This window comes from Solilutibacter silvestris, from assembly GCF_002895945.1.
GTDB classification, from domain to species: domain Bacteria; phylum Pseudomonadota; class Gammaproteobacteria; order Xanthomonadales; family Xanthomonadaceae; genus Solilutibacter; species Solilutibacter silvestris.
Map to the genome: position 1 here is coordinate 1,246,360 of NZ_NPZB01000001.1, position 22,707 is coordinate 1,269,066.

A 22,707-nucleotide genomic window follows, 5' to 3' on the forward strand; every position below is an offset into this window, starting at 1 on the left:
GTCTCCTAAGCCTTTTCGACCTTGACCAGGAAGCACTTGGATTCCGGGGTCTGCGAGTTGGCGTCACCGACCGCATTGGTCAGCGTGTTGGCCAGGTAACCTTTCTTGGTCTCGCCAAGGAAGCCCCAGTGGATCGGCACGCCGACCTGGTGCACGGTCTTGCCCTCGATCTTCAGCGCCTTGATCCGCTTGGTCACCATCGCGACCGCGAAGATGTGTCCGCGCTTGGAACTGACCTTGACCTTGCTGCCGTTGGCGATGCCCAGTTCGTCGGCCAATGCCGCACCGATTTCCACGAACTGCTCGGGCTGGACGATCGCGTTCAACAACGAATGCTTGGTCCAGAAGTGGAAATGTTCGGTGAGGCGATAGGTGGTGCCGACATGCGGGAACTCGTCCGGCTTGCCGAACTGCGCGGCATCGTCCTTGAACACGCGCGCCGCCGGATTGTTCAAGGTCAGCGCCTGCTCCGGACTCAGCGGATTCTTCGCCAGTGGCGTGTCGAATGGCTCGTAGTGTTCGGGGAACGGGCCTTCGTTCATGCCGCCGCGGGCAAAGAAACGCGCGGTGCCTTCCGGATTCATGATGAACGGGCCCATGCCGCCGTCGGGATTTTCATCGGCCTTGAAGTCGGGAATGTCGGCGCCGCCCCAAGCCGTGCCGTTCCAGCCGATCAACTTGCGCTTGGGATCCCAGGGCTTGCCGGCGGGGTCGCACGAGGCACGGTTGTACAACACGCGCCGGTTGGCCGGCCATGCCCACGCCCAGCCGATGGTGTTGCCGATGCCGGTCGGGTCCGAGTTGTCGCGCCGCGCCATCAGGTTGCCGGTCGGCCCCCACGCGCCGCAGAAGATCCACACGCCGCTCGCGGTGCTGCCGTCGTCGCGCAGTTCCGCGAATCCGGCGAGCTGTTCACCGGCCTTGCGGATCACCTTGGTCGGATCCTTGGGATCGTAGACATCGGCCAATGCCTTGCCGCTGAATTCCATCGCCACTTCTTCCGGCGTCGGCGACTCCGGGTTGGAGTACTTCCAGGCGAGATCGCGGATCGGATCCGGGTAGGTACCGCCATCCTTCGCATACAGTGCCTTAATGCGATGGAACAGCTCGGACATGATCTCGAGATCGCTGCGCGCTTCACCCGGGGCGTCGGCGCCCTTCCAGTGCCACTGCAGCCAGCGCGACGAGTTGACGACGGAACCGTTTTCCTCGGCGAAGCAGGTGGTCGGCAAGCGGAACACTTCGGTCTTGATGCTGGCGCTGTCGACGTCGTTGAACTCGCCGTAGTTCTTCCAGAACTCCATCGTCTCGGTGGACAGCGGGTCCATGTGGACCATGAACTTCAGGGCCGAGAACGCCTTGATCAACTTGCCCTTGTTCGGAGCCGATGCCAGCGGATTGAAGCCCTGGCAGAGATAGCCGTTCATCTTGCCCTGGGCCATCAACTCGTAGGCCTGCATCATGTCGTAGGGCTTGTCGAGCTTGGGCAGGTAGTCGTAGCACCAGTTGTTGTCCTTGGTCGCGGCATCGCCCCACCAGGACTTCATCAGGCTGACGTGGAACTTCGGATAGTTCTGCCAATAGCTCATCTGGTTCGGGCGCATCGGCTTCTGTGTGCGCGTGCCGATATAGCCCTGGTAGTCCTGTTCGCTCTCGTTCGGCAGGGTGAGATAACCGGGCAGCAGGTTCGACATCAGGCCAATGTCGGTCAGTCCCTGGATGTTGGAATGCCCGCGCAAGGCGTTCATGCCGCCACCGGCGATGCCGATGTTGCCCAGCAGCAGCTGCACCATCGCGCCAATGCGGACGTTCTGCGCACCGACGCTGTGCTGGGTCCAGCCCAGCGCGTACAGGATCGTCATCGCCCGGTTCGGGGTCGACGTCGAAGCGATCATTTCCCAGATCTGCTTGATCTTGTCCGCGGGCGTGCCGCAGACGCGTTCGACCATGTCGACGGTGTAGCGCGCGTAGTGTTCCTTCAGCAGGTTGTAGACGCAGCGCGGATCCTGCAGCGTCGGATCGGTCTTGACGAAACCATCGGCGCCGACCACGTAGTCCCAGCTCGACTTGTCGTACTTGCGCTTGGCCGGGTCGTAGCCAGAATACAGGCCATCCTTGAAGGCGAATTCATCCTTCACGATGAATGACATGTCGGTGTAGTTCTTGACGTATTCGTGCTGGATCTTGTCCTGCGTCAACAGGTAATTGATCAGCCCGCCCAGGAACACGATGTCGGTGCCGGCGCGGATCGGCGCGTAGACGTCGGCCACCGCGGCCGAACGGTTGAAGCGCGGATCGATCACGATCAGCCGCGCCTTGTTGTGCGCCTTCGCCTCGGTCACCCATTTGAACCCGCACGGATGCGCCTCGGCGGCGTTGCCACCCATGATCAGGACCAGGTCGGCATTCTTGATGTCGACCCAGTGATTCGTCATCGCACCTCGGCCAAACGTCGGGGCAAGACCTGCCACCGTCGGGCCGTGTCAGACACGCGCCTGATTGTCGAAGACGAGCATCCCCATCGAACGCACGACCTTGTGCGTGACCACCGCGGTTTCGCTGCTGCTCGCCGAGGCCGCCAGCATGCCGGTGGTCAACCAGCGATTGACGGTCTGTCCGGCGTCGTTCTTGGCGACGAAATTGGCATCGCGATCGGCCTTCATCAGCTTGGCGATGCGGTCCATCGCGTCGTCCCAGGACATCCGCACCCACTTGTCGGAACCGGGCGCGCGATATTCGGGATGGAGCAGTCGCGACTTGCTGTGGATGATGTCGACCAGGCCGGCGCCCTTCGGGCACAGCGTGCCGCGATTGACCGGATGATCCGGATCGCCTTCGATATGGTAGATGTTGCGTTCGGCGTTCTTGGCGCCGTCACCCAGCGAGTACATCAGGATCCCGCAGGCGACCGAACAATAGGTGCAGGTGTTGCGGGTTTCGATCGCACGGGCCAGCTTGAATTGCCGGACCTCCGCGAGCGCAACCCCGGGCGCGAAGCCCATCAGTGCCAGACTGGAACCCACCATGGTGGTGCCGGTGACTTTCAGGAACTGGCGGCGATTCATCGAAGACATGCCGTTCTCCTTGGTGAAACGACCGCAGATGGCCGATTTATAGCACACGCCCGGTGGTGCCAAAGCATCGGTTTCGACAAAAGATTTGGTCCTGCTTTAGGGCCCGGAAGGCGTCACGCCGATCACGTTCACCTGTCGGATCCAGCGGGCAGGGCGCTGGTCCGGTGGCACCTCCAGATGAGTGGTCCGGCAAGTCGCAGTAGGCTGGACGCCACACACTCGCCAGGCGCATTGCCATGCCCGCCCCCAAACTGTTCGAGCCACTGACCGTCGGCGGCCTGCAACTGGCCAACCGGATCGTGATCGCGCCGATGTGCCAGTACTCCGCCATCGATGGCGGCATGACCGACTGGCACCTCATCCATCTCGGCCAGCTGGCGTTGTCGGGTGCGGCATTGTTGACCATTGAGGCGACGGCGGTGGTGCCCGAAGGTCGCATCACCCATGCCGACGTCGGTCTATGGGACGACCCCACCGAGGCGGCGATGGCGCGCGTGCTCGACGGCGTGCGCCGCTGGTCGGACATGCCGATCGCGATCCAACTCGCGCATGCCGGACGCAAGGCCTCGTGCGAAGTGCCATGGCTCGGTGGCGCGCAGATCGCGCCGGGGCAGGCGCACGGTTGGCAGACCGTGGCACCGTCGCCGCTGGCGTTCGCGCCCGGCGATCATCCGCCGCAGGCGCTCGACAAGGATGGGCTGGCGCGCGTGCGTGATGGCTTCGTTGCAGCGGCGCGTCGCGCAGCGCGGCTGGGCATTGATGCGGTGCAGATCCACGCTGCGCACGGGTATCTGCTGCACGAGTTTCTTTCGCCGTTGTCGAACAGGCGCGATGACGAATATGGCGGCAGCCTGGAAAACCGCATGCGCTTTCCGCTGGAAGTCTTCGACGCGGTGCGTGCGGCGTTTCCGGTGGAACGTCCGGTCACCGTGCGCGTTTCCGGCACCGACTGGGTCGCCGGCGGCTGGGACATCGAACAGACCATCGTCTTCGCGCGGGCACTGGAAGCGCGTGGCTGCGCCTCGATCCACGTATCCAGCGGTGGCCTCGATCCCGCGCAATCGATTCCGGTCGGGCCGAGTTACCAGGTGCCGCTGGCGCGCGCGGTGAAGGCGCATATCGACATGCCTGTCATTGCAGTCGGCATGATCACCGGCTACGACCAGGCCGAAGCGATCGTCGGCACCGGCGAGGCCGACCTCATCGCGCTGGCCCGCGGCATCATCTATGACCCGCGCTGGCCGTGGCATGCGGCAGCGCATCTGGGCGCGACGGTGTCGGTACCGCCGCAATACCTGCGTTCGCAGCCGGCGCTGTTTCCGAAGCTCTTTCGCGCGGAGTGATGTGCTTCGGATCCATCGGCGTTGTCGCTTGCTTCATGTCGTTGTAGCGCAGAGGAAATAAAAGCTTCATAGCATCCACGTACGGTCACAAATGCTGTGGCCGACTGGGGAGATAGGCCAAGCATCCACGTGGCCTTCGGAGCTCCTCATGTCTGCAAAACTCGGCGTCATCATCACGGGGGCGCTTGTCCTTCCCCTGATCTCCACATCTGCTATTGCCGCCGATCTTGTGGGTCATATCGAAATTCCTCGCGGAAAGCATCCGGCGTCCGGAGTGGAAGTCCGTCTGCGTGAAACCGGCGCGACCACGATGGCCGATGCCAACGGCAACTACACGTTCACCGGCTTGAAGGCCGCGATGTACACGCTCGATGTACTCACCGACGGCAAAGTGTCTGCATCGAAGACCGTCCGCGTCGGTGATGGCGTCACGCGGGCCGACCTGAATTTCGATCGCAATGCCGGGGAGTTCGATCGCGTCGTTGTCCTCGCACAACGCACGACGACGGCGATCGCGCGCGCGACCCAGCAAGAGGCGCCGAATCTCGTCAACCTGACCACGGCGGCCGAGATCCGCAAATTGCCCGACGTCAATGCTGCCGAAGCAGTACGCCGCGTCCCGGGCATTTCGCTTGAAACCGACACCGGCGAAGGCCGCTTCATCAATATCCGCGGCCTCGATTCCGATCTGAACAGCACGACGTTCGGCGGTTTGCGCCTGCCGCCGTCGAACAATGCCTCGCCGTTCGGTGGCGGTCGTGCGGTGGCGATGGATGCGATTCCGGCCGGTTTCATCGGCGCGCTGACCGTCACCAAGACCAATATCCCCGAGCAGGATGCCGAAGCGCTTGGCGGCACGATCGAGATCACGCCGAAGACCGCGCCGCGGAATGCCCGCGCGTTTGTCGAAGGCCATATCGGTACCGGTCGCGAGGATCAGCGCGGCGATGGCATCACTGACTTTTCGGTCACCGCCGGCGGTCGCTTCGGCTCCGGCAGCCACGACGACAAGGCGATCCAGGCGTACTCCGACCACCCGTTCTCGATTGTCGCCACCCTGGCGTATTACGAGAACAAGCGCAGCGTCGACGATATCGAGGCAGGTTACGTCGACAACCAGCCAACGATTCCCGACAAGGCCTTTGCCGCATTCGAACAGCGTTACTACCTTTATCACCGCAAGCGCCACGGCTATGGTCTCGATTTCGGCTACCAACCCGACGCCGACAACCAGTACTACATCCGCGGTTTCGACGCGGGCTATACCGAAACGGTGAATCGCCAGCGCCTGTTGTACAACTTCGACGGCACGCCGATGGTCGATCCCGCCAACAGGAACGGCCTGATCGACACGACGGCCAGCGGCGGGTTCGACAAGACGCTGCGTGACGAGCGGGAGCACATCGACAACAAGGTGTTTGCCTTGGGCGGCAGTAACCGGATCGGCGACAACACGCTGGACTATCGCGTCGGCTACACGCGCGGTTCGTTCAACAAACCCTATGACTACAACTCGGATTTCAACTACCCGGCGCCGAACGGCGTCGTCACCTACGACAACACGACCGACCCGAACTTCCCGCGCTTTTCGACCACAGGCGCAACGCCGCTGAATTCCGCCAATTACGCGCTGGCATCGGTGGTCAACAGCACGCAGGACATCCGCGATCGCGAGTCCTCGTACAACGTGAATTACAAGATTCCGATGCAGCTCTCCGGCTTTGCGGACGAAAATATCAAGTTCGGCCTCAACGTGCGCCTGCGCGATCGCACCGCATCGGGCACGCAGAATTCGTACGCGAACACCCCGTCGATGCCGCTCACCAGCGCGATTTACGGACCGGACATCATCTTCTACGACGGCCACTACCAGAACGGGCCGCAGATCGACATGAACGCCATCCGCGGCCTGGTCAACGGATTGCAGCCATCGGTATCGACGAACAACACGGTGAACGGCCTGCTGCAGTACGCCAAGGACAAGGAAGATGTCTACGCAGGCTATGCGCAATACCAGTTCGGCTTCGGCAAGCTGAGCTTCATTACCGGTGTCCGTATCGAGGATACCCACGCGACCTACGGGGCGAATGGCGTATCGACCTCCAAGGACGCCAGCGGCAACACCGTGATCAACGCGGTTGTCCCGGTGTCGTCATCCACCAGCTACCTGAACTTTTTCCCCAGCATCCAGGCGCGCTACGAAATTCGCGACGACCTGATCCTGCGTGCCGCGTTCTCCTCCACGATCGCGCGTCCCGGCTTCAATGAAGTCAGCGCCGCCCTCAACGTGAATCCCGGTGCCGGCCTGGTCGTGCAAGGCAATCCCGACCTCAAGCCGACCACGGCGCAGAGCTTCGATCTCTCGATCGAGAAATACCTGAATGATGGCGGCATCGCCTCGTTCGGATTGTTCGACAAGGAGCTGGGCAACTACATCGCCAGTGTCACCACGACGAAAGTCCTTCCGAACGATGGCTTGTTCGCCGGCTTCCTTGGGCCGGCCCACGTGATCACCTATGACAACATCGCTTCCGCGCGCGCGTGGGGATTCGAAGCGAACTACGAGCAGCGCTTCAAGCGGCTGCCGGGCTGGCTGAACGGTTTCGGCCTGGGCTTCAACTGGACCTGGGTCGACTCGACATTCGCCATTCGCCCCGGTGAAAACAGCCCGTTGCCGTCGACTTCGCGGAACACGATCAACGCGGCGGCGTTCTACGAGCGCAACGGTCTCATGTTGCATCTGGGGTACTACTACGTCTCGCGCAATCTGTTCGGAATCGGCGGATCAGCGGCCACGGATGTGTATTCCGAAGCGCGTACATCGCTTGATTTTGGCAGTTCCTATAGCTTCAACAAGAACCTCTCCGTCTACTTCAACGCGAAAAATCTCGGCAACACCAAGTTGAAGTTCACCGAGGGCACCGCGAACAGGCCGATCCAGCGCGAATTCTACGGGCGTACCTATCAGCTGGGTGTTTCGTTCGACTACTGAGTCGCGTCGACGCGGCGTGCGTCCAGCAACTGGTCGAGGGCGACGACGGCGCCCATCAGTCGCGCCTGACCAGACCGCAGTACAAGCCTTCGATGGCGAAGTCGGCATCTTTCGGTACATCAATCGGCGCGTAGTCGGGATTGCGCGGCAACAGACGGATGCCACCCGCACCGATCTTCAGTCGCTTGATCGTGATCTCGCCATCAATGCGCGCCACCACGGTCTGGCCGTCCTCGGCCGAGCTCGCCTGCCGGATCGCGACCAGGTCGCCATCGAAAATGCCGTCATCGCGCATGGAGTCCCCTTGCACGCGCAGCAGGTAATCCGGGCGCTGGCGAAAGAGCGCACCGTCGACCACGAGCGATTCATCGAAGGTGTCCGCCGCGCCGATCGGGGCACCGGCCGCGACGCGGCCGAGGATGGGCAGGTCCAGTTGGTCGCGCGACCGCCGTGATCGCCGGGCCTGACGCAGGCGGATGCCGCGGGCGCGGTTGGGGATGAGTTCCAGATGGCCCTTGGCAGCCAGCGCCTCGAGGTGTTTGACGACCCCACGCGGACTGGCCAGATCGAAAGCGCCCTGGATCTCCGGGATGCTGGGCGGCATGCCCTCGCGCTCCACGAAGCGTTCGAGGAAGGAGAGGATTTCTGCCTGGCGGTCGGTCAGTTCGTTCATGGTATAAATATTTATACCTTTCGGGGCGAAGTGCAACCCGCCCTAGGTTGCCCATCCGGATCGCACCCGGTGAGACGAATCGGATTAAAGACTTGGACATGCCTTCTCCTCTGACCCATGAACCCCGCCCGGACACGCCAGAGGGCACGGCTGCGCAAAACGACTACCGTGGCCGGGCCTTCCTCTACATCCTGCCGGCATCGGGCCCGGAGGACCTGCTCAAGGTCGGCATGACCCATGATCCGCTCGCGCGCTGGTCTGCCTTCCACCCGCGCTGGTTCGAAGTGTTCGATCTCGACCACAGCCTGCTGGTCGAAACCGAAACCCGCAGCGACGCCCAGGGACTGGAAACCCGGCTCCACCGGATGCTCGAGGCCTACAGCTGTCCCATGCCAATGACGATACGGGGCCAGGCCGGTGGCGCCACCGAGTGGTATCGGGGCGCGTATGCAGCGGTGCGGCGCTTCGTGAACGAGCAAGCGGTGCAGGGCTTTGTCGTGCACACGAATGCAATGCCGTGGCTGAAGGCGGCGATGCTTCAGCAGCAGAGTCGCCTGGACGGATTGCTGCGACAGGCCTATGCCGATCACACAGCCGGGTGGCTGTCTCCTGCGCAACATCGTGCGTTGCAGGACTTGATCGATGCCCATCGCTGCATGGATCCGGATGTTTCAGCGCACTTGTCCGCTGACATCCTCGATGCCTTGGGCATCGAGGCATGAATACCGCAGCGCTCCTGTTCGACGAGGGGCCACTCACGCTCGTCGACGATCGTGAAGGCGGCATCCGCTATTGGCCACAGTGGATCGATTCCGAACTGGCGGATGAACTCTTCGTACGGCTACGTGACGGGATCGCCTGGCACAGCGAGCAACGCCCGATGTACGACCGCATCGTTGACGTGCCGCGGCTGCAAGCCACGGTCGCCTTGGCCAGCGCAGATCCGAATGATGGGCTGCGCCAAATTGCTGCCCGCATCGCAACAGTCGCGCCGGGCGGCTATTCCCATGTCGGCCTGAATTTCTATCGCGACGGTCATGACAGCGTGGCCATGCATAACGATCGAACGCATGATCTTGTCGAAAGTGCGCCGATCGCCATCCTGTCATTGGGTGCACAACGCGACATGCTGATTCGTCGGCAGGACAAGAGTGCACGAGCAGTACGCATCACGCTGGAGCCCGGCAGCCTGCTGGTGATGAGCCATGCCAGCCAGTTCACGCACGAACATGGCATCCCGAAGACCACGCATCCGGTCGGTCCGCGGATCAGTTGTGCGTACCGTGCGCGCCAGTTTGGGCGGCTCGACGCCAACAACGTTTCATGATTCCAGTTGCATGCGCGGTGTCTTGATTTTTATTGTCCAAAAAATTCACGGCCAGCCAATCCCGGATCGACAGCCGAGGCATCAGGACGATGCACGGGAATCCGAAAAGGAGTAATGCTTCGATTGCTTGCTCTTTCTAGGAGCGACGCTTGCCAGGAGCGGCGCTTGCTTCAGGTGCAGTTGTCTTGGTTGAACCTGGAAAGCTGGCGCAGCGCTATTTCCTCGCAGAAACCCGCCAGATTCGATTGCCCACATCATCGGCAACAAGTAGCGATCCATCGCTCGCTACCGCGACGCCTACGGGGCGGCCTTTTGCACGCCCATCCTTGTCGACGAACCCGGTCAGGATGTCTTGTGGCGGCCCTGCGGGACCGCCCTGCTTGAACGGCACGAAGATCACCTTGTAGCCGACCAGTTGATGGCGATTCCACGAACCATGCAAGCCGACGTAGGCGCCTTCGCTGTGCCCAGGCAAGGAGCTCCTGGTCGCGAATGCGAGCCCCAACGGAGCCACGTGCGAACCCAATGCGTAGTCCGGTGCAATGGCACGCGCCACCAAGTCGGGCTGTTGCGGATGCACGCGCGGATCAATGTGCTGTCCCCAGTAACTGTAGGGCCAGCCATAGAAGGCGCCCGCGCGTATCCGCGTGAGATAGTCCGGGACCAGATCGTCGCCCAATTCATCGCGCTCGTTCACGACGGCCCACAATGCGCCGGTGGTCGGTTCCCATGCCAGTCCCACCGGATTGCGCAATCCGGACGCATGCACGCGGGTCTTGCCACTGGCGATGTCGACCTCCAGGATATCGGCGCGATTCACTTCCTCGCCCATGCCGTTTTCCGCGGCATTGCTGTTGGAACCGACGCCGACAAAGAGACGGCTGCCATCGCGACTGGCCAACAGGCTCTTGGTCCAGTGGTGGTTGCTCGGACCGCCGGGCAAATCGACCAGCTTGCGCGGCGTTTCGACAATCGCATTCGCGCCCTTGCGCCAGGCGACGCTGACGATCGCATCGGCATTTGCAACGTACAGGCGATTGCCGACTACCGCCATCCCGAACGGCGAATGCAATCCGCGCAGCAGCACGCTGCGCGTTTCCGCGATTCCGTCGCCATTGGCGTCATGCAACAGGGTGATGCGATCGGCGCTTCCGCTGTTCGCCCCCGCGCGGCCCATGATTTTCTTCATGACCCACGTTCGCGGCCCACGCTCTGCCGGCTTCGGTGGCGCATTGGTTTCGGCGACCAATATGTCGCCATTTGGCAACGCATAAAGCCAACGCGGATGGTCCAGCCCAGCGGCGAACACATTGACCGAAAGGCCCGGGGCAGCAACAGGTTTTTCGCCGGGTGCCCAGCCAATCGCGGGCGCTATGTTGACAGTTGGCACCAAGCGCCCTGTTTGTGGCGGCGGCAGCGTCGGATGCGGCCCGACTTGGGGCGGATAGAGACTTTGCGCGCCACCACTCATCGCCAAGAGCGCCAGAATCAAGCCGGAAAACCGGGCATGGACGATGCACATGGTTGGAAGCGTGAGCCTTCTTCGATGATGTTCCTGTCAAGCCAGCAATGCACAAGCCAGGATGGTCATTTGCTATTCAGCAGCTTGACCACCAATGCTTCCCATTGCCGCTGGCCAAGCACGCCTTGCGCGGCTTGTGCCAACCATCGATTCGCCCATGCGTGATAGACGCGCGGATCTATATAGGAAGAACGGCACACGGCCGGCGTATTGTTGAGTTGCTTGGCAACGCCGCTTTCGACCCATGTCCGGATTTTCGTCAGTTCGGCTTCGCTGGCGTGTTTGCCTTTCGGCGGGCGTTGGGCCAGCAACCGGATCGCCATCAGCGTACCTCCCCAGGTCCGGAAATCCTTTGCGGTGAATTCGCCTTCCATGGCATCGCGCAGGTAATCGTTGACGTCCGTCGAGCCGATTGGGCGCAGCTTGCCCTGATCATCGCGATACTGGAAGAGCCGTTGCCCCGGGAGCTCCTGGCAGCGGCGAATCAGCATGGCGAGGCGTGTGTCATCGATGATGCTTTCCTGGACAACACCGCTTTTCCCGCGGAACGCCAGCTTGACGCGGCCGCCGGCAAGCGCGCGTGCGTGGGAATTGCGCAGCGTTGTCAAACCGTATGAATGATTCTCGCGCGTGTATCCGTTGTTGCCGACACGCAAGTACGTCCTGGCCATGATTGCAATGACCGTTGCCAGGACTTTCTGCTTGGGAAATCCGTCGAGCGCGAGATCGCGCCGCAACGCCCGACGCAACCTGGGCAGGCTGCGCCCGAAGGTCGCCACGTGCCGGAATTTCTCCGCACCGCGCATGGCTTTCCACAGTGGGTGGTAGCGATACTGCTTGCGCCCGCGGGCGTCCACGCCGGTCGCTTGCAGGTGGCCGTCGGCGCGTTTGCAAATCCACACGTCCCGGTAGGCCGGAGGCACGGCCAATGCGTGGATGCGGTCCAGGATTTTCGGATCGCGCACGTTGCGCCCATGGGCGTCGAAATAGCGAAATCCCCGGCCGCTGCGCCGACGCCGATAGCCGGGTTCGGCATCGGTGACATAGGTCAGGCGTGGACGTGTTGCTGACGACGGCGGCATCGCTGTTCAGCCCGGAAGCGATTGCTTGAGACTCCCGAAATCGGCCCAGGGATCTTCCTTCATCGTCCGGGCGCGGCGCAGCGCTTTTTTCAGATCGTAAGCATCGGGACCGGCCGTGCGCCCAAGCTCTTCCCAGCGTATCGGCATTGCGACCGGCGCACCCTTGCGGGCCCGTAGCGACCAGTTGCACACGCTGGTGGCGCCGCGCCCGTTGCGCAACCAGTCGATGAAGATCCGGCCCTTGCGGCGCGCCTTGCTCATGGTCGCGACATAGCGCAGCGGCTGGCTCGCAGCCATCGCCTCGGCGAAGGCGCCGGTGAAGTTCCGCACCGTTTCCCAATCGGGGCCGCGTCGAATGGGAACCACGACGTGCAGGCCCTTGCCACCCGATAGCCGCACGAAACTCTCGAGTCGTGCCGCGCGCAGATGTTCGCGGACGTCGCGCGCCGCATCGACGACCTCCTTCCAGCCGATCCCGGGATCGGGATCCAGGTCGAACACCAGCATGTCCGGCAGTTCGGGTTTGTCGATGCGCGAACCCCAGGGATGGAATTCGAGCGTGTTCATTTGAACCAGCTCCATCAACCCGGCCGCATTCTTGATGTAGAGGTAATCCTCGACGCCGCTTTTCTGGTGCAGCGAAATCGAGCGGACATCATTGCCTAGCGCATTGGCGTGGTGTTTCTGGAAAAAGCATTCGCTGGCGATGCCACCGGGACATCGCATCAGTGACAGTGGCCGTTCGGCGATCCACGGCAGGATCCGGTCGGCGATCTGTTCGTAGTAATCCGCGACATCGCCCTTGGTGACGCCGGAATCGGGAAAGACGATACGGTCGCGGCTGCTGATGGCGACCGTCGCGGAAGCGCGGGCCCTGGTGGTCTTCACCGGACTCGAGTTGGCGGGCATGGCGATCTCCTTTGCGACTTTGTCGATGCGCAGGCGCTGGAAGCTGGCTTGGCGAAGCAAACCATCCTTGCCGAATCCGCGGTAGGCCGCTTCGATCACCAGCCGCGGATCGATCCAGGTGATGTTTCCACGATCACGCTTGTCATGCGGAAGATGCGACGGCAGGGCGATCGTCGGGGTCTGGCGCCGCAGCGGCTGCATTTTCTTCCACAGCGATTGCAGGTCCTCGTCGCGGAAGCCGGTGCCGATGCGTCCGCTATAGCGAAGCTGTCCACTCTCGTCGCGGGTGGCGGTCAAGAGCGCGCCGAATCGTTTGCGGCTGCCCACCGGGGCGCTATAACCCACGATCACGAATTCATCGGACTGCGCGTGTTTCACCTTGATCCAATCGTGGCTTCTTGCCTGGACATACTGCGAATCGATCCGTTTGCTGAGAATGCCTTCCAGTCCCTGCTTGCCGCTCGCGGCAAACACCTCGCCGCCGTGCCCGATGACATGCTGGCTGAACTGCAACGGCCCGTTCGGCGACGTGGCGATCAGATCCTTCAGGAGTTCCTTGCGCGAAAGCAGGGGCGCGCGGCCCAGATCGTATCCGGCGAGGCCGGGCAGATCGAAAACGACGTAACGCAGCGACGCCACGTCGCGTCCCTGCAACACGTGTTGCAGGAGCGCGAAATCGCTGATGCCGTTCTTGCCGAGGGCGACAAGTTCGCCGTCGACATGGGCGTCGGCAATGGGCAACGCTTCCAGCGCGGCAACGATGTCCGGGAAATCGCCGGTCCAGTCGAGATCGTTGCGCGATCGCAGACGCACGACGCCGCCGACAATATCGGTCAGCATCCGGTAGCCGTCCCATTTGACTTCGTGCAACCAATCGTCACCGGATGGCGCCTGTTGTCGCAACGTGGCGAGCTCCGGCTTGAATCCGGCGAGAGCGCCAGGCACCGCACCGGGAAGGGCGGCTGCGCGCCGGGTCCATTGTGCATGTGACTGCGTGGCTGCGGATTTTGTCTTCTTCCCGGCGCGTTTCTGGCGGGACGGCGCACGTCGCTTGGCTTGCGGGTCGGCCGTTGCAACCGTATCGATCAAGTCATCGGCTTCGACATCGGCGGCAAACGGATCGGTGCGCTTGATGAGCAGCCATTGCGGCTGGCGCTTCGTTCCGCTTTTCGCGGTTCCGGTCCGGACGAGCTTCCACGCACCGTGGAGTTTGCTGCCCTCGAGGGTGAAATCCAGCTTCCCGGCGGCAAGTGCTTCCAGCGGATCGCCTTGCCCGCTCCATACACCGTGATCGAAAACGGCGACGTGGCCAGCGCCGTAGTGGCCCTTGGGAATGTCTCCCTGGAAGCTCGCATAGGAAAGCGGGTGGTCTTCGACCTGCACCGCCAAACGCTTTTCTCCGGCGCGAAGGGACGGTCCCTTGGGAACCGCCCAACTTTTCAGCACGCCATCGACTTCAAGCCGGAAGTCGTAATGGCGAGCCCGGGCGTGATGCAGTTGCACGACGAAGATCGGCCGCCGTTGGCCGCGTTTGCGCGGCGCAGGAATGCCGTCCGGTTCCGGCGTTCCGGGAAACCGGCGCTTCTGCGCGTATTCGTGGAGATCCATGGCGGCCATGGCTCATGCCGAACGCGACCGACTGGTCTTTCGCGCCCGGGTTGTCTTGGCCACCTTGCGTGGCACCTTCTTTTTTGCGGATCCGGCAGGCGTGCGTTTTTTTGCATCGATGCTCTTCTGCAGCAGCGACATGAAGTCGACGACATTCGTCGCTGCGCCTTCCGCGGCCTCCGGCGCTTCGTCCGCCTTGGGAACCACGCCACCCTTGGCCTTGATGCGCTTCTCGATGACCTTGTGCAATCGCGCGCGGAATTCGTCCTTGTAGTCGCCGGGGCTCCATTTGCTCTCCATCGACGTGATCAATTGCCCGGCCATCTCCAATTCCCTGGCGCTGATGCGGTATTCCGACGACTTCCCGGATGGAATGGCATAGTCGTCGGCATCGATCAGCTCCTGGGGATAGCGCATCATGATCAGCAGCAATGCATCGCCTTGCGGCATGATCGCGCACAGGCTCTCGCGCGTGCGGATCACCACGCGCGCAATCCCGATCTTGCCGGTGCGCTGCAATGTTTCGCGCAGCAGCACGTAGCCCTTTTCGGATTTCCGGGTCGGAACGAGCACGTAGGGCTTCTCGAAAAATTGCGGCCCGATCGCTTCGGCATCGACGAAACTTTCCACTTCAATCGCGTCATGGCTTTCCGGGGCCGCCGATTTGATGTCGGAATTCTCCAGAACCACATAGCTCCCCTTGTCGTATTCGAATGCCTTGACGATATCCTTCCATGGCACTTCTTCGCCCGTCTCCGAATTGATGCGCTCGTAACGGATGGGCGCCTTGTTGCGTGCATCCAGCATCCGGAAGCTGAGATCCGTGCGGCGCTCTCCCGGCATCAGCGAAACCGGGATGTTGAGCAGCCCGAATGAGAGTGTTCCGTTCCAGATGGGACGTGGCATGACGCAGACCTCGACGTGAAACCGCGAATCCAGTATCTAACCCCGCCATGCGTGAGCAAGATGTCTGGGCGGCGGCAATGCATTTTCATAACGCGCCGGCACTGACAATTCAGCCATGACTGCGAGTCGCGAAGGCGTGATCCATCTGCCGCTGGACAAAGCGGTGGAATACATGCTGGAAGAATGCCGAATGGTGCTGCCGGGAATCCAGGCATTGTTCGGGTTCCAGCTGATTGCGATATTCAGTGAGCGTTTCAACCAAGCGATGGATTCGTCCGGGAAGTGCTTGCATCTGATCGCAATTTTCATGATTGTCATTGCAATCGTATTGGTCATGACGCCCGCGGCACTGCACCGGCTTTCGGAACCGCAAGCCCTCACCGAACGCTATCTCATGACTTGCAGCAAGTTGATACTCGCAGCGATGGTGCCACTGGCGCTGGCGATCTTGTTCGAAACCTATCTGGTCACGAATGTCCTGCTGAAACGATCCGCATTGTCCCTGATGGCTGCGATCGGGCTTGCAGCCATGTTCCTGACGTTCTGGTGGGCAATACCCTACCGGAGACGCAGGAGATTTCGCTGATGTCACTGCAAATCATGCAAATCAATGGGTGCTGACGATACCGAGCAGGACCTCTTGAGGACTGGCATGGCTGTCGATTTTCGAGCCGATGGATTGGATGACTTCTTCATCGGTCACCAAAAGTTCCATGGGGATGTCTCTTGCCAGTGATCCAGCTTGTCCCCAGGATCGAATTTCACGGGGATCAGATTGGATGACGCCGAGGTATTTAAATTGCCCGTACTCGCGTTCTATGCTGACCGAAGGACGGAGATAGAGCGGGATGATGAGCATCAAATTGGAGGAACTCAAGGGCGCATATACGCCAAACAACGCAGCACTGGACATAAGGTTTCTCTCCTGAATTTTTATGAATGCAACTCCAGTTCCGGGATCTATTTTCTAATCCAGATACTCGAAATATTTGTTTAAAATATTCTTAATATTGCGTGATTTCGGCATTTTTCCAATTCAAACTCAAGGGCGATTGATGAGGATTTCATGAATGCGGACACTCATGCATTGGCTTCACATTGCATATATCGAAGAAGCGCGATGCTCCATGAGGGAGTAGTCGCAAATGCACGAAAAACACCCAGTCAATCCACCGCAAACACAAAGTGAACAACCCGGCAAACAGGCGGTGATGACGCCTGAGCCCGAAACGATCCGGGCTGATTATGTCGGGTCGGGGAAATTGACTGGCCGCGCCGCGCTCGTTACCGGAGGAGATAGCGGAATCGGGCGTGCAGTCGCGGTGCACTTCGCGCATGAAGGCGCGGATGTGGCAATCGCCTATCTCTGCGAAGATGCGGACGCAAACAAGACGGCCGAGTTGGTCAAAGCCGTGGGACGCCGTTGCCTTCTGCTGCGGGGCGACCTGCGCAGGCCCGAGCAATGCGAATCCGCTGTCAAAAGCATTGTTGGCGAGTTCGGAAGACTGGACATCCTCGTCAACAATCATGGGGAACAGCATGTCTCCGAAGAGCCTGAAGACCTTTCTCCAAAACGGATTCTCAAAACCTTCCAGACGAACGTCTTTTCCTACTTCAACTTGATAGAAGCTGCGCTTCCTTACATGAAGCGTGGGTCCAGCATCTTGAACACGGCATCGATCGTGGCAGTGCGCGGTCATGACACGTTGCTGGACTATTCGGCGACCAAGGGTGCGATTCTGAGCTTGACGTTTTCACTGCGCGCACCGATGAAGCTGATAGTGAGGACCGAACCGACAGAGGTCGCTGGCGTTAGCAACACCTGCCATTGATGATCGCCGACTCGACAAGGCGACCGCTGATCATGAACGGCGGTCAGCCTAAACCGACTCGGGCTCAAGAATGCTGACTGTGTCTTCCGGCACATGTGTGTTAGTAGAGCAATACACCATTATTGATCCGCGGCGCCTCGCCGCTTACGGGGAATGCATCGGCTGCGCGTTGACTTTCGCGGATGCTCATTACTGTTGTACCGAAAAGCATGAAGTGTTCAACGGCCCGGCTTAACGCATGGGCGAGGGCATATCGAAATCCCGAGCTCGAACAGAGCCGGCAGGCCCCATCTGCCAAATTCAAGTTGATTGGAACGAAAACGTGCGAATTCCCCCCATCGTCATTCGCTACCTCCTTGCATTTACCGCCGTGCTTCCCGTCTGTGCCTCAGCGCAACTTGCACCCGATACCGTGCGTTCTATCGATGCCATCGTCGCGAAGGCGTTAGAAGATAAATCGGTGCCGAGCGTGTCGATTGCAATCGTCAAAGACGGCAAGCTGGCCTATGCACAAGCTTACGGTGTTGCACGCATCGATCAGGGGCTCAAGGCCACCACGCGGATGCGCTACAAGATTGGCTCGAACACCAAGCAGTTCGTGGCAGCAGCGATGCTGCTCCTGGTACAGGATGGCAAGGTATCGCTTGATGACAAAGTGGCTCGCTTCCTACCGGACCTTACCAGGGCCGGCGACGTTACCGTGCGGCAACTACTTGCGCACACGGCTGGCTATCCTGATTACTATCCGCTCGATTATGTGGCGCCATTTATGGCGAAGCCGACGACGGTTGATGCAATTCTCGCCAACTGGGGCAAGCGGCCGCTTAGCTTCGAGCCGGGTTCGAGATGGGAATACAGCAACACCGGCTACGCCATTGCTGGTCGCATTATCGAGAAAGCCAGCGGAATGTCGCTCGATGCTTTCATCCGCACCCACATTACCGACAAGCTGGACATGCGATCCGTGGTGGATACCAGTGCGACGGCCTGGGACGCATGCGATCCACAAGGCTATGAGGTGGCCGCGCTGGGGCCGCCGCACCCGGCTCGCCCAGAAGGCAGGTATTGGATATGGGCGGCCGGTAATCTGGCGATGACGGCGAGCGATCTGGCGCGGTGGGATATCGCACTTCTGCACGATGTCATCCTTAGCAAGGCGTCCCGTCAGGAAATTTCGAAGGAGAATCTGTTGTCTGGTGGCACCGGCACGAATTACGGTCTCGGCCTGTTTGTGCGCACGACGCCCGAAGGACGCTTGCGTTGGGACCACGGCGGCGAAGCATCTGGTTTTCGCTCGCAAAACACCGTTTTCCCAAATGATGACACGGCCATTGTTGTGCTCACCAACGGAACCGGCGCTACCAGCGAGAAGGTTACAGGGGAGGTCGAGGCACTGTTGTTTGCTCCGTCGGTCGACCCGGCCGCGCCACTTGCGCTGAACAAGGTTCGCGCTCTGTTCGCCCAGTTGCAGGACGGGCATCCCGACCGCAGCATGATGAGCGACGGGTTGAGCGCCTATTTCAGCGAACAAGTCATCGCCGACTTCGCCGCATCGCTCAAGCCCATGGGCGATATAGTGAACATTGTGGAGGCGCGCTCTGACCATCGAGGTGGGCTGGCCTACCGTTTCTTCCGCATCAAGAGCGCAGATAAGACTGTAGGGGTTTCAACCTATTTCACGCCTGACGGCAAGTTGGATCAGTTCCTTGTATATCCGCGCTGAAGATCGTCCGGTCGACGACCACCAGAGCGCAGACACGTCCCAAACGTTGCTCCTCAGCCCCTCCCCGTTCGCCACGGTGATCATGATCGACCTAACTGATCGTCATGGGCACACGCGATCACCGCCGGTCTAGTGATCAGGGCGGAACGGCCCCCTGATCAAGCGCCATCGGTACCGCGATGCGTTCCGGTCGGCGCACGCATTTCACTCGCCATGGCACTTTCCGAACGCGGAATTCGAGTGAATGCAGTCGCTCCGGGTCCCATCTGGACGCCGCTCATTCCCGCCAGTTTTGATGCAAGGCAGGTTGCCGAATTCGGATCGGACACACTGATGGGGCGCCCCGGGCAGCCCAGCGAAGTCGCTCCCGCCTATGTCTTTCTAGCGAGCCATGATGCGAGCTTCATCACCGGTCAGGTGATTCACGTCAATGGAGGCGCCCGCATTGACGCTTGAATGCCGCGACGAGATTTCGAATGTTCCCGGCAATTTCCCGAAGGCAGCAAAAAGGGCCGCTTTCGCGACCCTAAGTGTTTGAATCATATGGCGCCCGAAGTTGGACTCGAACCAACGACCCCCTGATTAACAGTCAAGTGCTCTAACCGGCTGAGCTATTCGGGCGTGAGCCGACTAGGATAAATGTCGGGGCAGGCAGGGTCAACCCTGGAGGGCGTCGCAAGACCGCGGCGGTCCGCTCGCCCGTTCCACCCGCACGCGGCCGGCGTTGTTGACGATCAGGGCGGCATGCAGGCGGCCATCGAGACAGGCGCTGATGGTGGCATTGCTGCCGAAACTGAAGCCCGAGGGCAGGTAACGCACGGTGCCGCGACCATCCGTGGAACGCAGCTGCAGGCTCGTCGTGCGCAGCGCCTGCTGGCTGCTCAACAGCTGTTCGCCGGGGCCGAGACGACGGTCGCGGTCATCATCGACGAAGACCAGCCAGCCTTCCGTCCAGTCGCTGCCGTCCATGCAGGTGGCGGCGTCGCGGCTGGGGCAGGCGGTGACGGCCTTGCCGCGCGCGATCGCGGTGATGCGGGCGAGGGCGAGATCGGCGGTGAGCGCATTCAATGCAGCATTGGCGCGATGTGCCTTCGCCATGCGCCCGAGGTTGGGGGCGCCAATGGCGACGAGGATGGCAAGGACCGCAACGCTCGCCATCAGTTCGATCAGGGTGAATCCCGCCTGTGCAGTGCGCATCCGCGTGCTCCCGTGTGGTGTCGATATAGCCTCGACGACCGCGGGCGCCACTGCTGCCAGTTCCTGACCCGTCTCCGTGTCAGGCTTTTCCCTGTCACGACGTCGGTGGCGCGACGCGCCTAGACTGGTTGATTCCGCCCGCCCGCGACCATATTTCGAATCCATGTCCGAAGACGCCGGTTTCAAGCTTGTTTCGCCCTACCAGCCCGCAGGTGACCAGCCGCAGGCGATCGCGCGCCTGGTCGCCGGGTTCGAGGACGGACTCGCGCGGCAGACGCTGCTCGGCGTGACCGGGTCGGGCAAGACCTACACCATCGCCAATGTGGTCCAGCAGATCCAGCGGCCGACGCTGGTGATGGCGCCGAACAAGACATTGGCGGCGCAGCTGTATGGCGAGTTCAAGTCGTTCTTCCCGCACAACTCGGTCGAGTATTTCGTCAGTTATTACGACTACTACCAGCCGGAAGCATACGTGCCGTCTTCCGATACCTATATCGAGAAGGACAGTTCACTCAACGAACACATCGAACAGATGCGCTTGTCGGCGACCAAGGCGTTGTTGTCGCGGCGCGATGCGCTGATAGTCGCCACGGTGTCGGCGATCTACGGTCTCGGCGATCCCGAGGATTACCTCAAGTTGCGACTCATCCTCGCCACCGGCGAACGCATCGGCCAGCGCGACCTGATCCGTCATCTCACCGAATTGCAGTACACCCGCAACGATGTCGAATTGCGCCGTGGCACCTATCGCGTGCGCGGCGAGGTGATCGACGTGCACCCGGCGGAAAGCGACGACGAGGCCTTGCGCATCGAACTGTTCGACGACGAGATCGAGGCGCTGTCGCTGTTCGATCCGCTGACCGGCGAGGTCCGCCGCAAGATCCCGCGTTACACCGTATACCCGAAGACGCATTACGCCAGCACGCGCGAATCGACCTTGCGTGCGGTCGATACCATCAAGCTCGAGCTGTCCGATCACCTGAAGTTGCTCCATGCGGAAAATCGCCTGGTGGAAGCGCAGCGGTTGCAGCAGCGCACGCAGTTTGATCTGGAAATGATGGCCGAAGTCGGCTACTGCAATGGCATCGAGAACTATTCGCGCCATCTGACCGGGCGCGCGCCGGGTGAACCGCCGCCGACATTGTTCGATTACCTGCCGGCCGATGCCTTGCTGGTGGTGGACGAGTCGCATGTGACGATTCCGCAGATCGGGGCGATGTACAAGGGCGATCGTTCGCGCAAGGAAACGCTGGTGGAATTCGGTTTCCGCTTGCCGTCGGCGCTCGACAATCGTCCGCTGCGTTTCGAGGAGTGGGAAGAACGCGCGCCGCGTGCGATCTACGTTTCGGCGACGCCAGGTGCGTATGAAAAGGAACACTCGGGCGACAACGTGGTCGAACTGGTAGTGCGCCCGACCGGACTGATCGATCCCGAAGTGGAGATCCGTCCGGTGGCGACGCAGGTGGACGATCTGCTGTCGCAAATCCACGAACGCGTCGCGATGGGCGATCGCGTGCTGGTGACGACGCTGACCAAGCGCATGTCGGAGAACCTCACCGAATATCTCAGCGAACACGGCGTGCGCGTGCGCTACCTGCATTCCGACATCGAGACCGTCGAACGCGTGGAGATCATCCGTGACCTGCGCCTCGGCGCGTTCGACGTGCTGGTCGGCATCAACCTGCTGCGCGAGGGCCTCGACATGCCGGAAGTCTCGCTGGTGGCGATCCTCGATGCCGACAAGGAAGGCTTCCTGCGTTCGACCAATTCACTGATCCAGACCATCGGCCGCGCGGCGCGCAATCTGCGCGGCAAAGCCATCCTCTATGCCGATCGCATCACCAATTCGATGCAGCGGGCAATCGACGAAACCGACCGCCGCCGCGCCAAGCAGGTCGAGTACAACCTGGAACACGGCATCACCCCGAAGTCGGTGACGACGGCGGTGCTCGACGTGATGGAAGGCGCGCGCGACGAGGTGCCGGGACGGCGCGGACGCGGCAAGGCCGCGCAGCGTCGGGTCGCCGAGGAGCGCGAGGACTATGCGGCGATGACGCCGGCCCAGATCGACAAGCGCGTGGCCGAGCTGGAACAGCGCATGTACCAGCACGCCCGCGACCTCGAATTCGAGGAGGCCGGCCATCTGCGCGATCAGATCCGTCGGCTGCGCAATGCGGAGCTGGCCGGTTGAGCCAGCGGTTGACAGCCGGAAGTTGAGAAAATCCGCCCGGACCTTTAAACTGAGCGGCTCGCAACGCCCAAACCGGGCGGTTAGCTCAGCGGTAGAGCACTACCTTGACATGGTAGGGGTCACAGGTTCGAACCCTGTACCGCCCACCAAATCAACAGGTTATGGTTGATTTTGGATCGGGCCACTGGCCGGCGTTGCGTAGTGAAAACCGTCCCGACCGGGGCGGTTTTTTCGTTTTCGTGCGAAAGTGACCGACATGGCTCCCGCCAAATCCAAGTCCCGATCCGGACATGTCCAGACGCCATTGCCCGTGCCCGGTGACCATCTG

At 61.3% G+C, this 22,707-nt stretch carries 17 protein-coding genes and 2 tRNA genes; 10 read left to right on the forward strand and 9 right to left on the reverse strand.

The genetic code is table 11. The features are described from left to right. Positions 1-5: 5 nt before the first annotated feature. Entirely contained in the window at positions 6-3,074 is a 3,069-nt protein-coding gene (fdnG, locus tag Lysil_RS05685; RefSeq protein ID WP_165782397.1) for a formate dehydrogenase-N subunit alpha, read from the reverse strand. A gap of 236 nt (positions 3,075-3,310) precedes the next feature. Here fdnG and Lysil_RS05695 point away from each other — a divergent pair, with 236 nt between their 5' ends. Together Lysil_RS05695 and Lysil_RS05700 are read left to right on the forward strand one after the other, a co-directional pair. Beyond that, positions 3,311-4,417 (forward strand): NADH:flavin oxidoreductase/NADH oxidase, encoded by a 1,107-nt coding sequence (locus Lysil_RS05695; RefSeq protein ID WP_103074541.1) that lies wholly within the window; start codon positions 3,311-3,313, stop codon positions 4,415-4,417. Positions 4,418-4,565: 148 nt separating this feature from the next. Then, complete coding sequence (locus tag Lysil_RS05700) at positions 4,566-7,409, forward strand: TonB-dependent receptor (RefSeq protein WP_276308143.1); 2,844 nt, start codon at positions 4,566-4,568, stop codon at positions 7,407-7,409. A 55-nt stretch (positions 7,410-7,464) separates the two neighbouring features. On the opposite strand, the gene lexA is transcribed toward Lysil_RS05700, so the two are convergent. Further along, complete coding sequence (gene lexA, locus Lysil_RS05705) at positions 7,465-8,082, reverse strand: transcriptional repressor LexA (protein ID WP_103074542.1); 618 nt, start codon at positions 8,080-8,082, stop codon at positions 7,465-7,467. 98 nt (positions 8,083-8,180) lie between these two features. Here lexA and Lysil_RS05710 point away from each other — a divergent pair, with 98 nt between their 5' ends. Together Lysil_RS05710 and Lysil_RS05715 are read left to right on the forward strand one after the other, a co-directional pair. Continuing rightward, a complete protein-coding gene (locus tag Lysil_RS05710) occupies positions 8,181-8,804 on the forward strand; it encodes a GIY-YIG nuclease family protein (RefSeq protein ID WP_103074543.1) in 624 nt (207 codons plus the stop codon). Next, positions 8,801-9,409: an alpha-ketoglutarate-dependent dioxygenase AlkB family protein gene (locus tag Lysil_RS05715; RefSeq protein ID WP_103074544.1), complete on the forward strand. Its 609-nt coding sequence runs from the start codon at positions 8,801-8,803 to the stop codon at positions 9,407-9,409. Before Lysil_RS05710 ends, Lysil_RS05715 begins: the two co-directional genes overlap by 4 nt. A 214-nt stretch (positions 9,410-9,623) precedes the next feature. Here Lysil_RS05715 and Lysil_RS05720 read toward each other — a convergent pair whose 3' ends face one another. From Lysil_RS05720 to ku, 4 genes are all read right to left on the reverse strand, one after another. Continuing rightward, on the reverse strand, positions 9,624-10,931 hold the full coding sequence (locus Lysil_RS05720; protein WP_103074545.1) for a PQQ-dependent sugar dehydrogenase: 1,308 nt from the start codon (positions 10,929-10,931) through the stop codon (positions 9,624-9,626). Between the two features lie 65 nt (positions 10,932-10,996). After that, positions 10,997-12,013 (reverse strand): DNA topoisomerase IB, encoded by a 1,017-nt coding sequence (locus Lysil_RS05725; protein WP_103074546.1) that lies wholly within the window; start codon positions 12,011-12,013, stop codon positions 10,997-10,999. A 6-nt stretch (positions 12,014-12,019) separates the two neighbouring features. Then, complete coding sequence (gene ligD, locus Lysil_RS05730; RefSeq protein ID WP_103075012.1) at positions 12,020-14,530, reverse strand: DNA ligase D; 2,511 nt, start codon at positions 14,528-14,530, stop codon at positions 12,020-12,022. Positions 14,531-14,542: 12 nt separating this feature from the next. Continuing rightward, positions 14,543-15,436 (reverse strand): non-homologous end joining protein Ku, encoded by an 894-nt coding sequence (gene ku, locus Lysil_RS05735; RefSeq protein WP_103074547.1) that lies wholly within the window; start codon positions 15,434-15,436, stop codon positions 14,543-14,545. Positions 15,437-15,551: 115 nt separating this feature from the next. On the opposite strand from ku, the gene Lysil_RS05740 reads away from it, so the two are divergent. After that, a complete protein-coding gene (locus tag Lysil_RS05740; RefSeq protein WP_103074548.1) occupies positions 15,552-16,022 on the forward strand; it encodes a DUF6328 family protein in 471 nt (156 codons plus the stop codon). Between the two features lie 21 nt (positions 16,023-16,043). Here Lysil_RS05740 and Lysil_RS05745 read toward each other — a convergent pair whose 3' ends face one another. Beyond that, positions 16,044-16,349: a hypothetical protein gene (locus tag Lysil_RS05745; protein WP_103074549.1), complete on the reverse strand. Its 306-nt coding sequence runs from the start codon at positions 16,347-16,349 to the stop codon at positions 16,044-16,046. 232 nt (positions 16,350-16,581) lie between these two features. Here Lysil_RS05745 and Lysil_RS05750 point away from each other — a divergent pair, with 232 nt between their 5' ends. The 3 genes from Lysil_RS05750 to Lysil_RS05760 all read left to right on the forward strand — a co-directional run bounded on the left by Lysil_RS05750 (position 16,582) and on the right by Lysil_RS05760 (position 19,447). Further along, positions 16,582-17,268: an SDR family NAD(P)-dependent oxidoreductase gene (locus tag Lysil_RS05750; protein ID WP_103074550.1), complete on the forward strand. Its 687-nt coding sequence runs from the start codon at positions 16,582-16,584 to the stop codon at positions 17,266-17,268. A gap of 238 nt (positions 17,269-17,506) precedes the next feature. Beyond that, complete coding sequence (locus tag Lysil_RS05755) at positions 17,507-18,991, forward strand: serine hydrolase domain-containing protein (protein WP_103074551.1); 1,485 nt, start codon at positions 17,507-17,509, stop codon at positions 18,989-18,991. A 213-nt stretch (positions 18,992-19,204) separates the two neighbouring features. Further along, positions 19,205-19,447, forward strand: a complete 243-nt coding sequence (locus Lysil_RS05760; RefSeq protein WP_103074552.1) for an SDR family oxidoreductase — start codon at positions 19,205-19,207, stop codon at positions 19,445-19,447. Positions 19,448-19,535: 88 nt separating this feature from the next. Here the strand turns inward: Lysil_RS05760 and Lysil_RS05765 are convergent. Further along, positions 19,536-19,612: transfer RNA gene (locus Lysil_RS05765), tRNA-Asn, on the reverse strand. 36 nt (positions 19,613-19,648) lie between these two features. Beyond that, a complete protein-coding gene (locus Lysil_RS05770) occupies positions 19,649-20,188 on the reverse strand; it encodes a GspH/FimT family pseudopilin (RefSeq protein ID WP_165782428.1) in 540 nt (179 codons plus the stop codon). Positions 20,189-20,351: 163 nt separating this feature from the next. On the opposite strand from Lysil_RS05770, the gene uvrB reads away from it, so the two are divergent. Together uvrB and Lysil_RS05780 are read left to right on the forward strand one after the other, a co-directional pair. Further along, positions 20,352-22,379: an excinuclease ABC subunit UvrB gene (gene uvrB / locus Lysil_RS05775; RefSeq protein WP_103074554.1), complete on the forward strand. Its 2,028-nt coding sequence runs from the start codon at positions 20,352-20,354 to the stop codon at positions 22,377-22,379. A 74-nt stretch (positions 22,380-22,453) separates the two neighbouring features. Continuing rightward, positions 22,454-22,528: transfer RNA gene (locus Lysil_RS05780), tRNA-Val, on the forward strand. Positions 22,529-22,707: the final 179 nt, after the last annotated feature.

What these genes read in the sequence shown, in the direction of transcription:
- Lysil_RS05750 (WP_103074550.1), top strand. Translation starts at nt 16,582, where the DNA reads ATGCACGAAAAACACCCAGTCAATCCACCGCAAACACAAAGTGAACAA.
- Lysil_RS05715 (WP_103074544.1), top strand. Translation starts at nt 8,801, where the DNA reads ATGAATACCGCAGCGCTCCTGTTCGACGAGGGGCCACTCACGCTCGTC.
- Lysil_RS05745 (WP_103074549.1), bottom strand. Translation starts at nt 16,349, where the DNA reads ATGTCCAGTGCTGCGTTGTTTGGCGTATATGCGCCCTTGAGTTCCTCC.
- Lysil_RS05700 (WP_276308143.1), top strand. Translation starts at nt 4,566, where the DNA reads ATGTCTGCAAAACTCGGCGTCATCATCACGGGGGCGCTTGTCCTTCCC.
- ligD (WP_103075012.1), bottom strand. Translation starts at nt 14,530, where the DNA reads ATGGATCTCCACGAATACGCGCAGAAGCGCCGGTTTCCCGGAACGCCG.
- Lysil_RS05740 (WP_103074548.1), top strand. Translation starts at nt 15,552, where the DNA reads ATGACTGCGAGTCGCGAAGGCGTGATCCATCTGCCGCTGGACAAAGCG.
- Lysil_RS05755 (WP_103074551.1), top strand. Translation starts at nt 17,507, where the DNA reads ATGGGCGAGGGCATATCGAAATCCCGAGCTCGAACAGAGCCGGCAGGC.
- Lysil_RS05720 (WP_103074545.1), bottom strand. Translation starts at nt 10,931, where the DNA reads ATGTGCATCGTCCATGCCCGGTTTTCCGGCTTGATTCTGGCGCTCTTG.
- uvrB (WP_103074554.1), top strand. Translation starts at nt 20,352, where the DNA reads ATGTCCGAAGACGCCGGTTTCAAGCTTGTTTCGCCCTACCAGCCCGCA.
- Lysil_RS05695 (WP_103074541.1), top strand. Translation starts at nt 3,311, where the DNA reads ATGCCCGCCCCCAAACTGTTCGAGCCACTGACCGTCGGCGGCCTGCAA.
- ku (WP_103074547.1), bottom strand. Translation starts at nt 15,436, where the DNA reads ATGCCACGTCCCATCTGGAACGGAACACTCTCATTCGGGCTGCTCAAC.
- Lysil_RS05710 (WP_103074543.1), top strand. Translation starts at nt 8,181, where the DNA reads ATGCCTTCTCCTCTGACCCATGAACCCCGCCCGGACACGCCAGAGGGC.
- Lysil_RS05770 (WP_165782428.1), bottom strand. Translation starts at nt 20,188, where the DNA reads ATGCGCACTGCACAGGCGGGATTCACCCTGATCGAACTGATGGCGAGC.
- Lysil_RS05725 (WP_103074546.1), bottom strand. Translation starts at nt 12,013, where the DNA reads ATGCCGCCGTCGTCAGCAACACGTCCACGCCTGACCTATGTCACCGAT.
- Lysil_RS05760 (WP_103074552.1), top strand. Translation starts at nt 19,205, where the DNA reads ATGGCACTTTCCGAACGCGGAATTCGAGTGAATGCAGTCGCTCCGGGT.
- lexA (WP_103074542.1), bottom strand. Translation starts at nt 8,082, where the DNA reads ATGAACGAACTGACCGACCGCCAGGCAGAAATCCTCTCCTTCCTCGAA.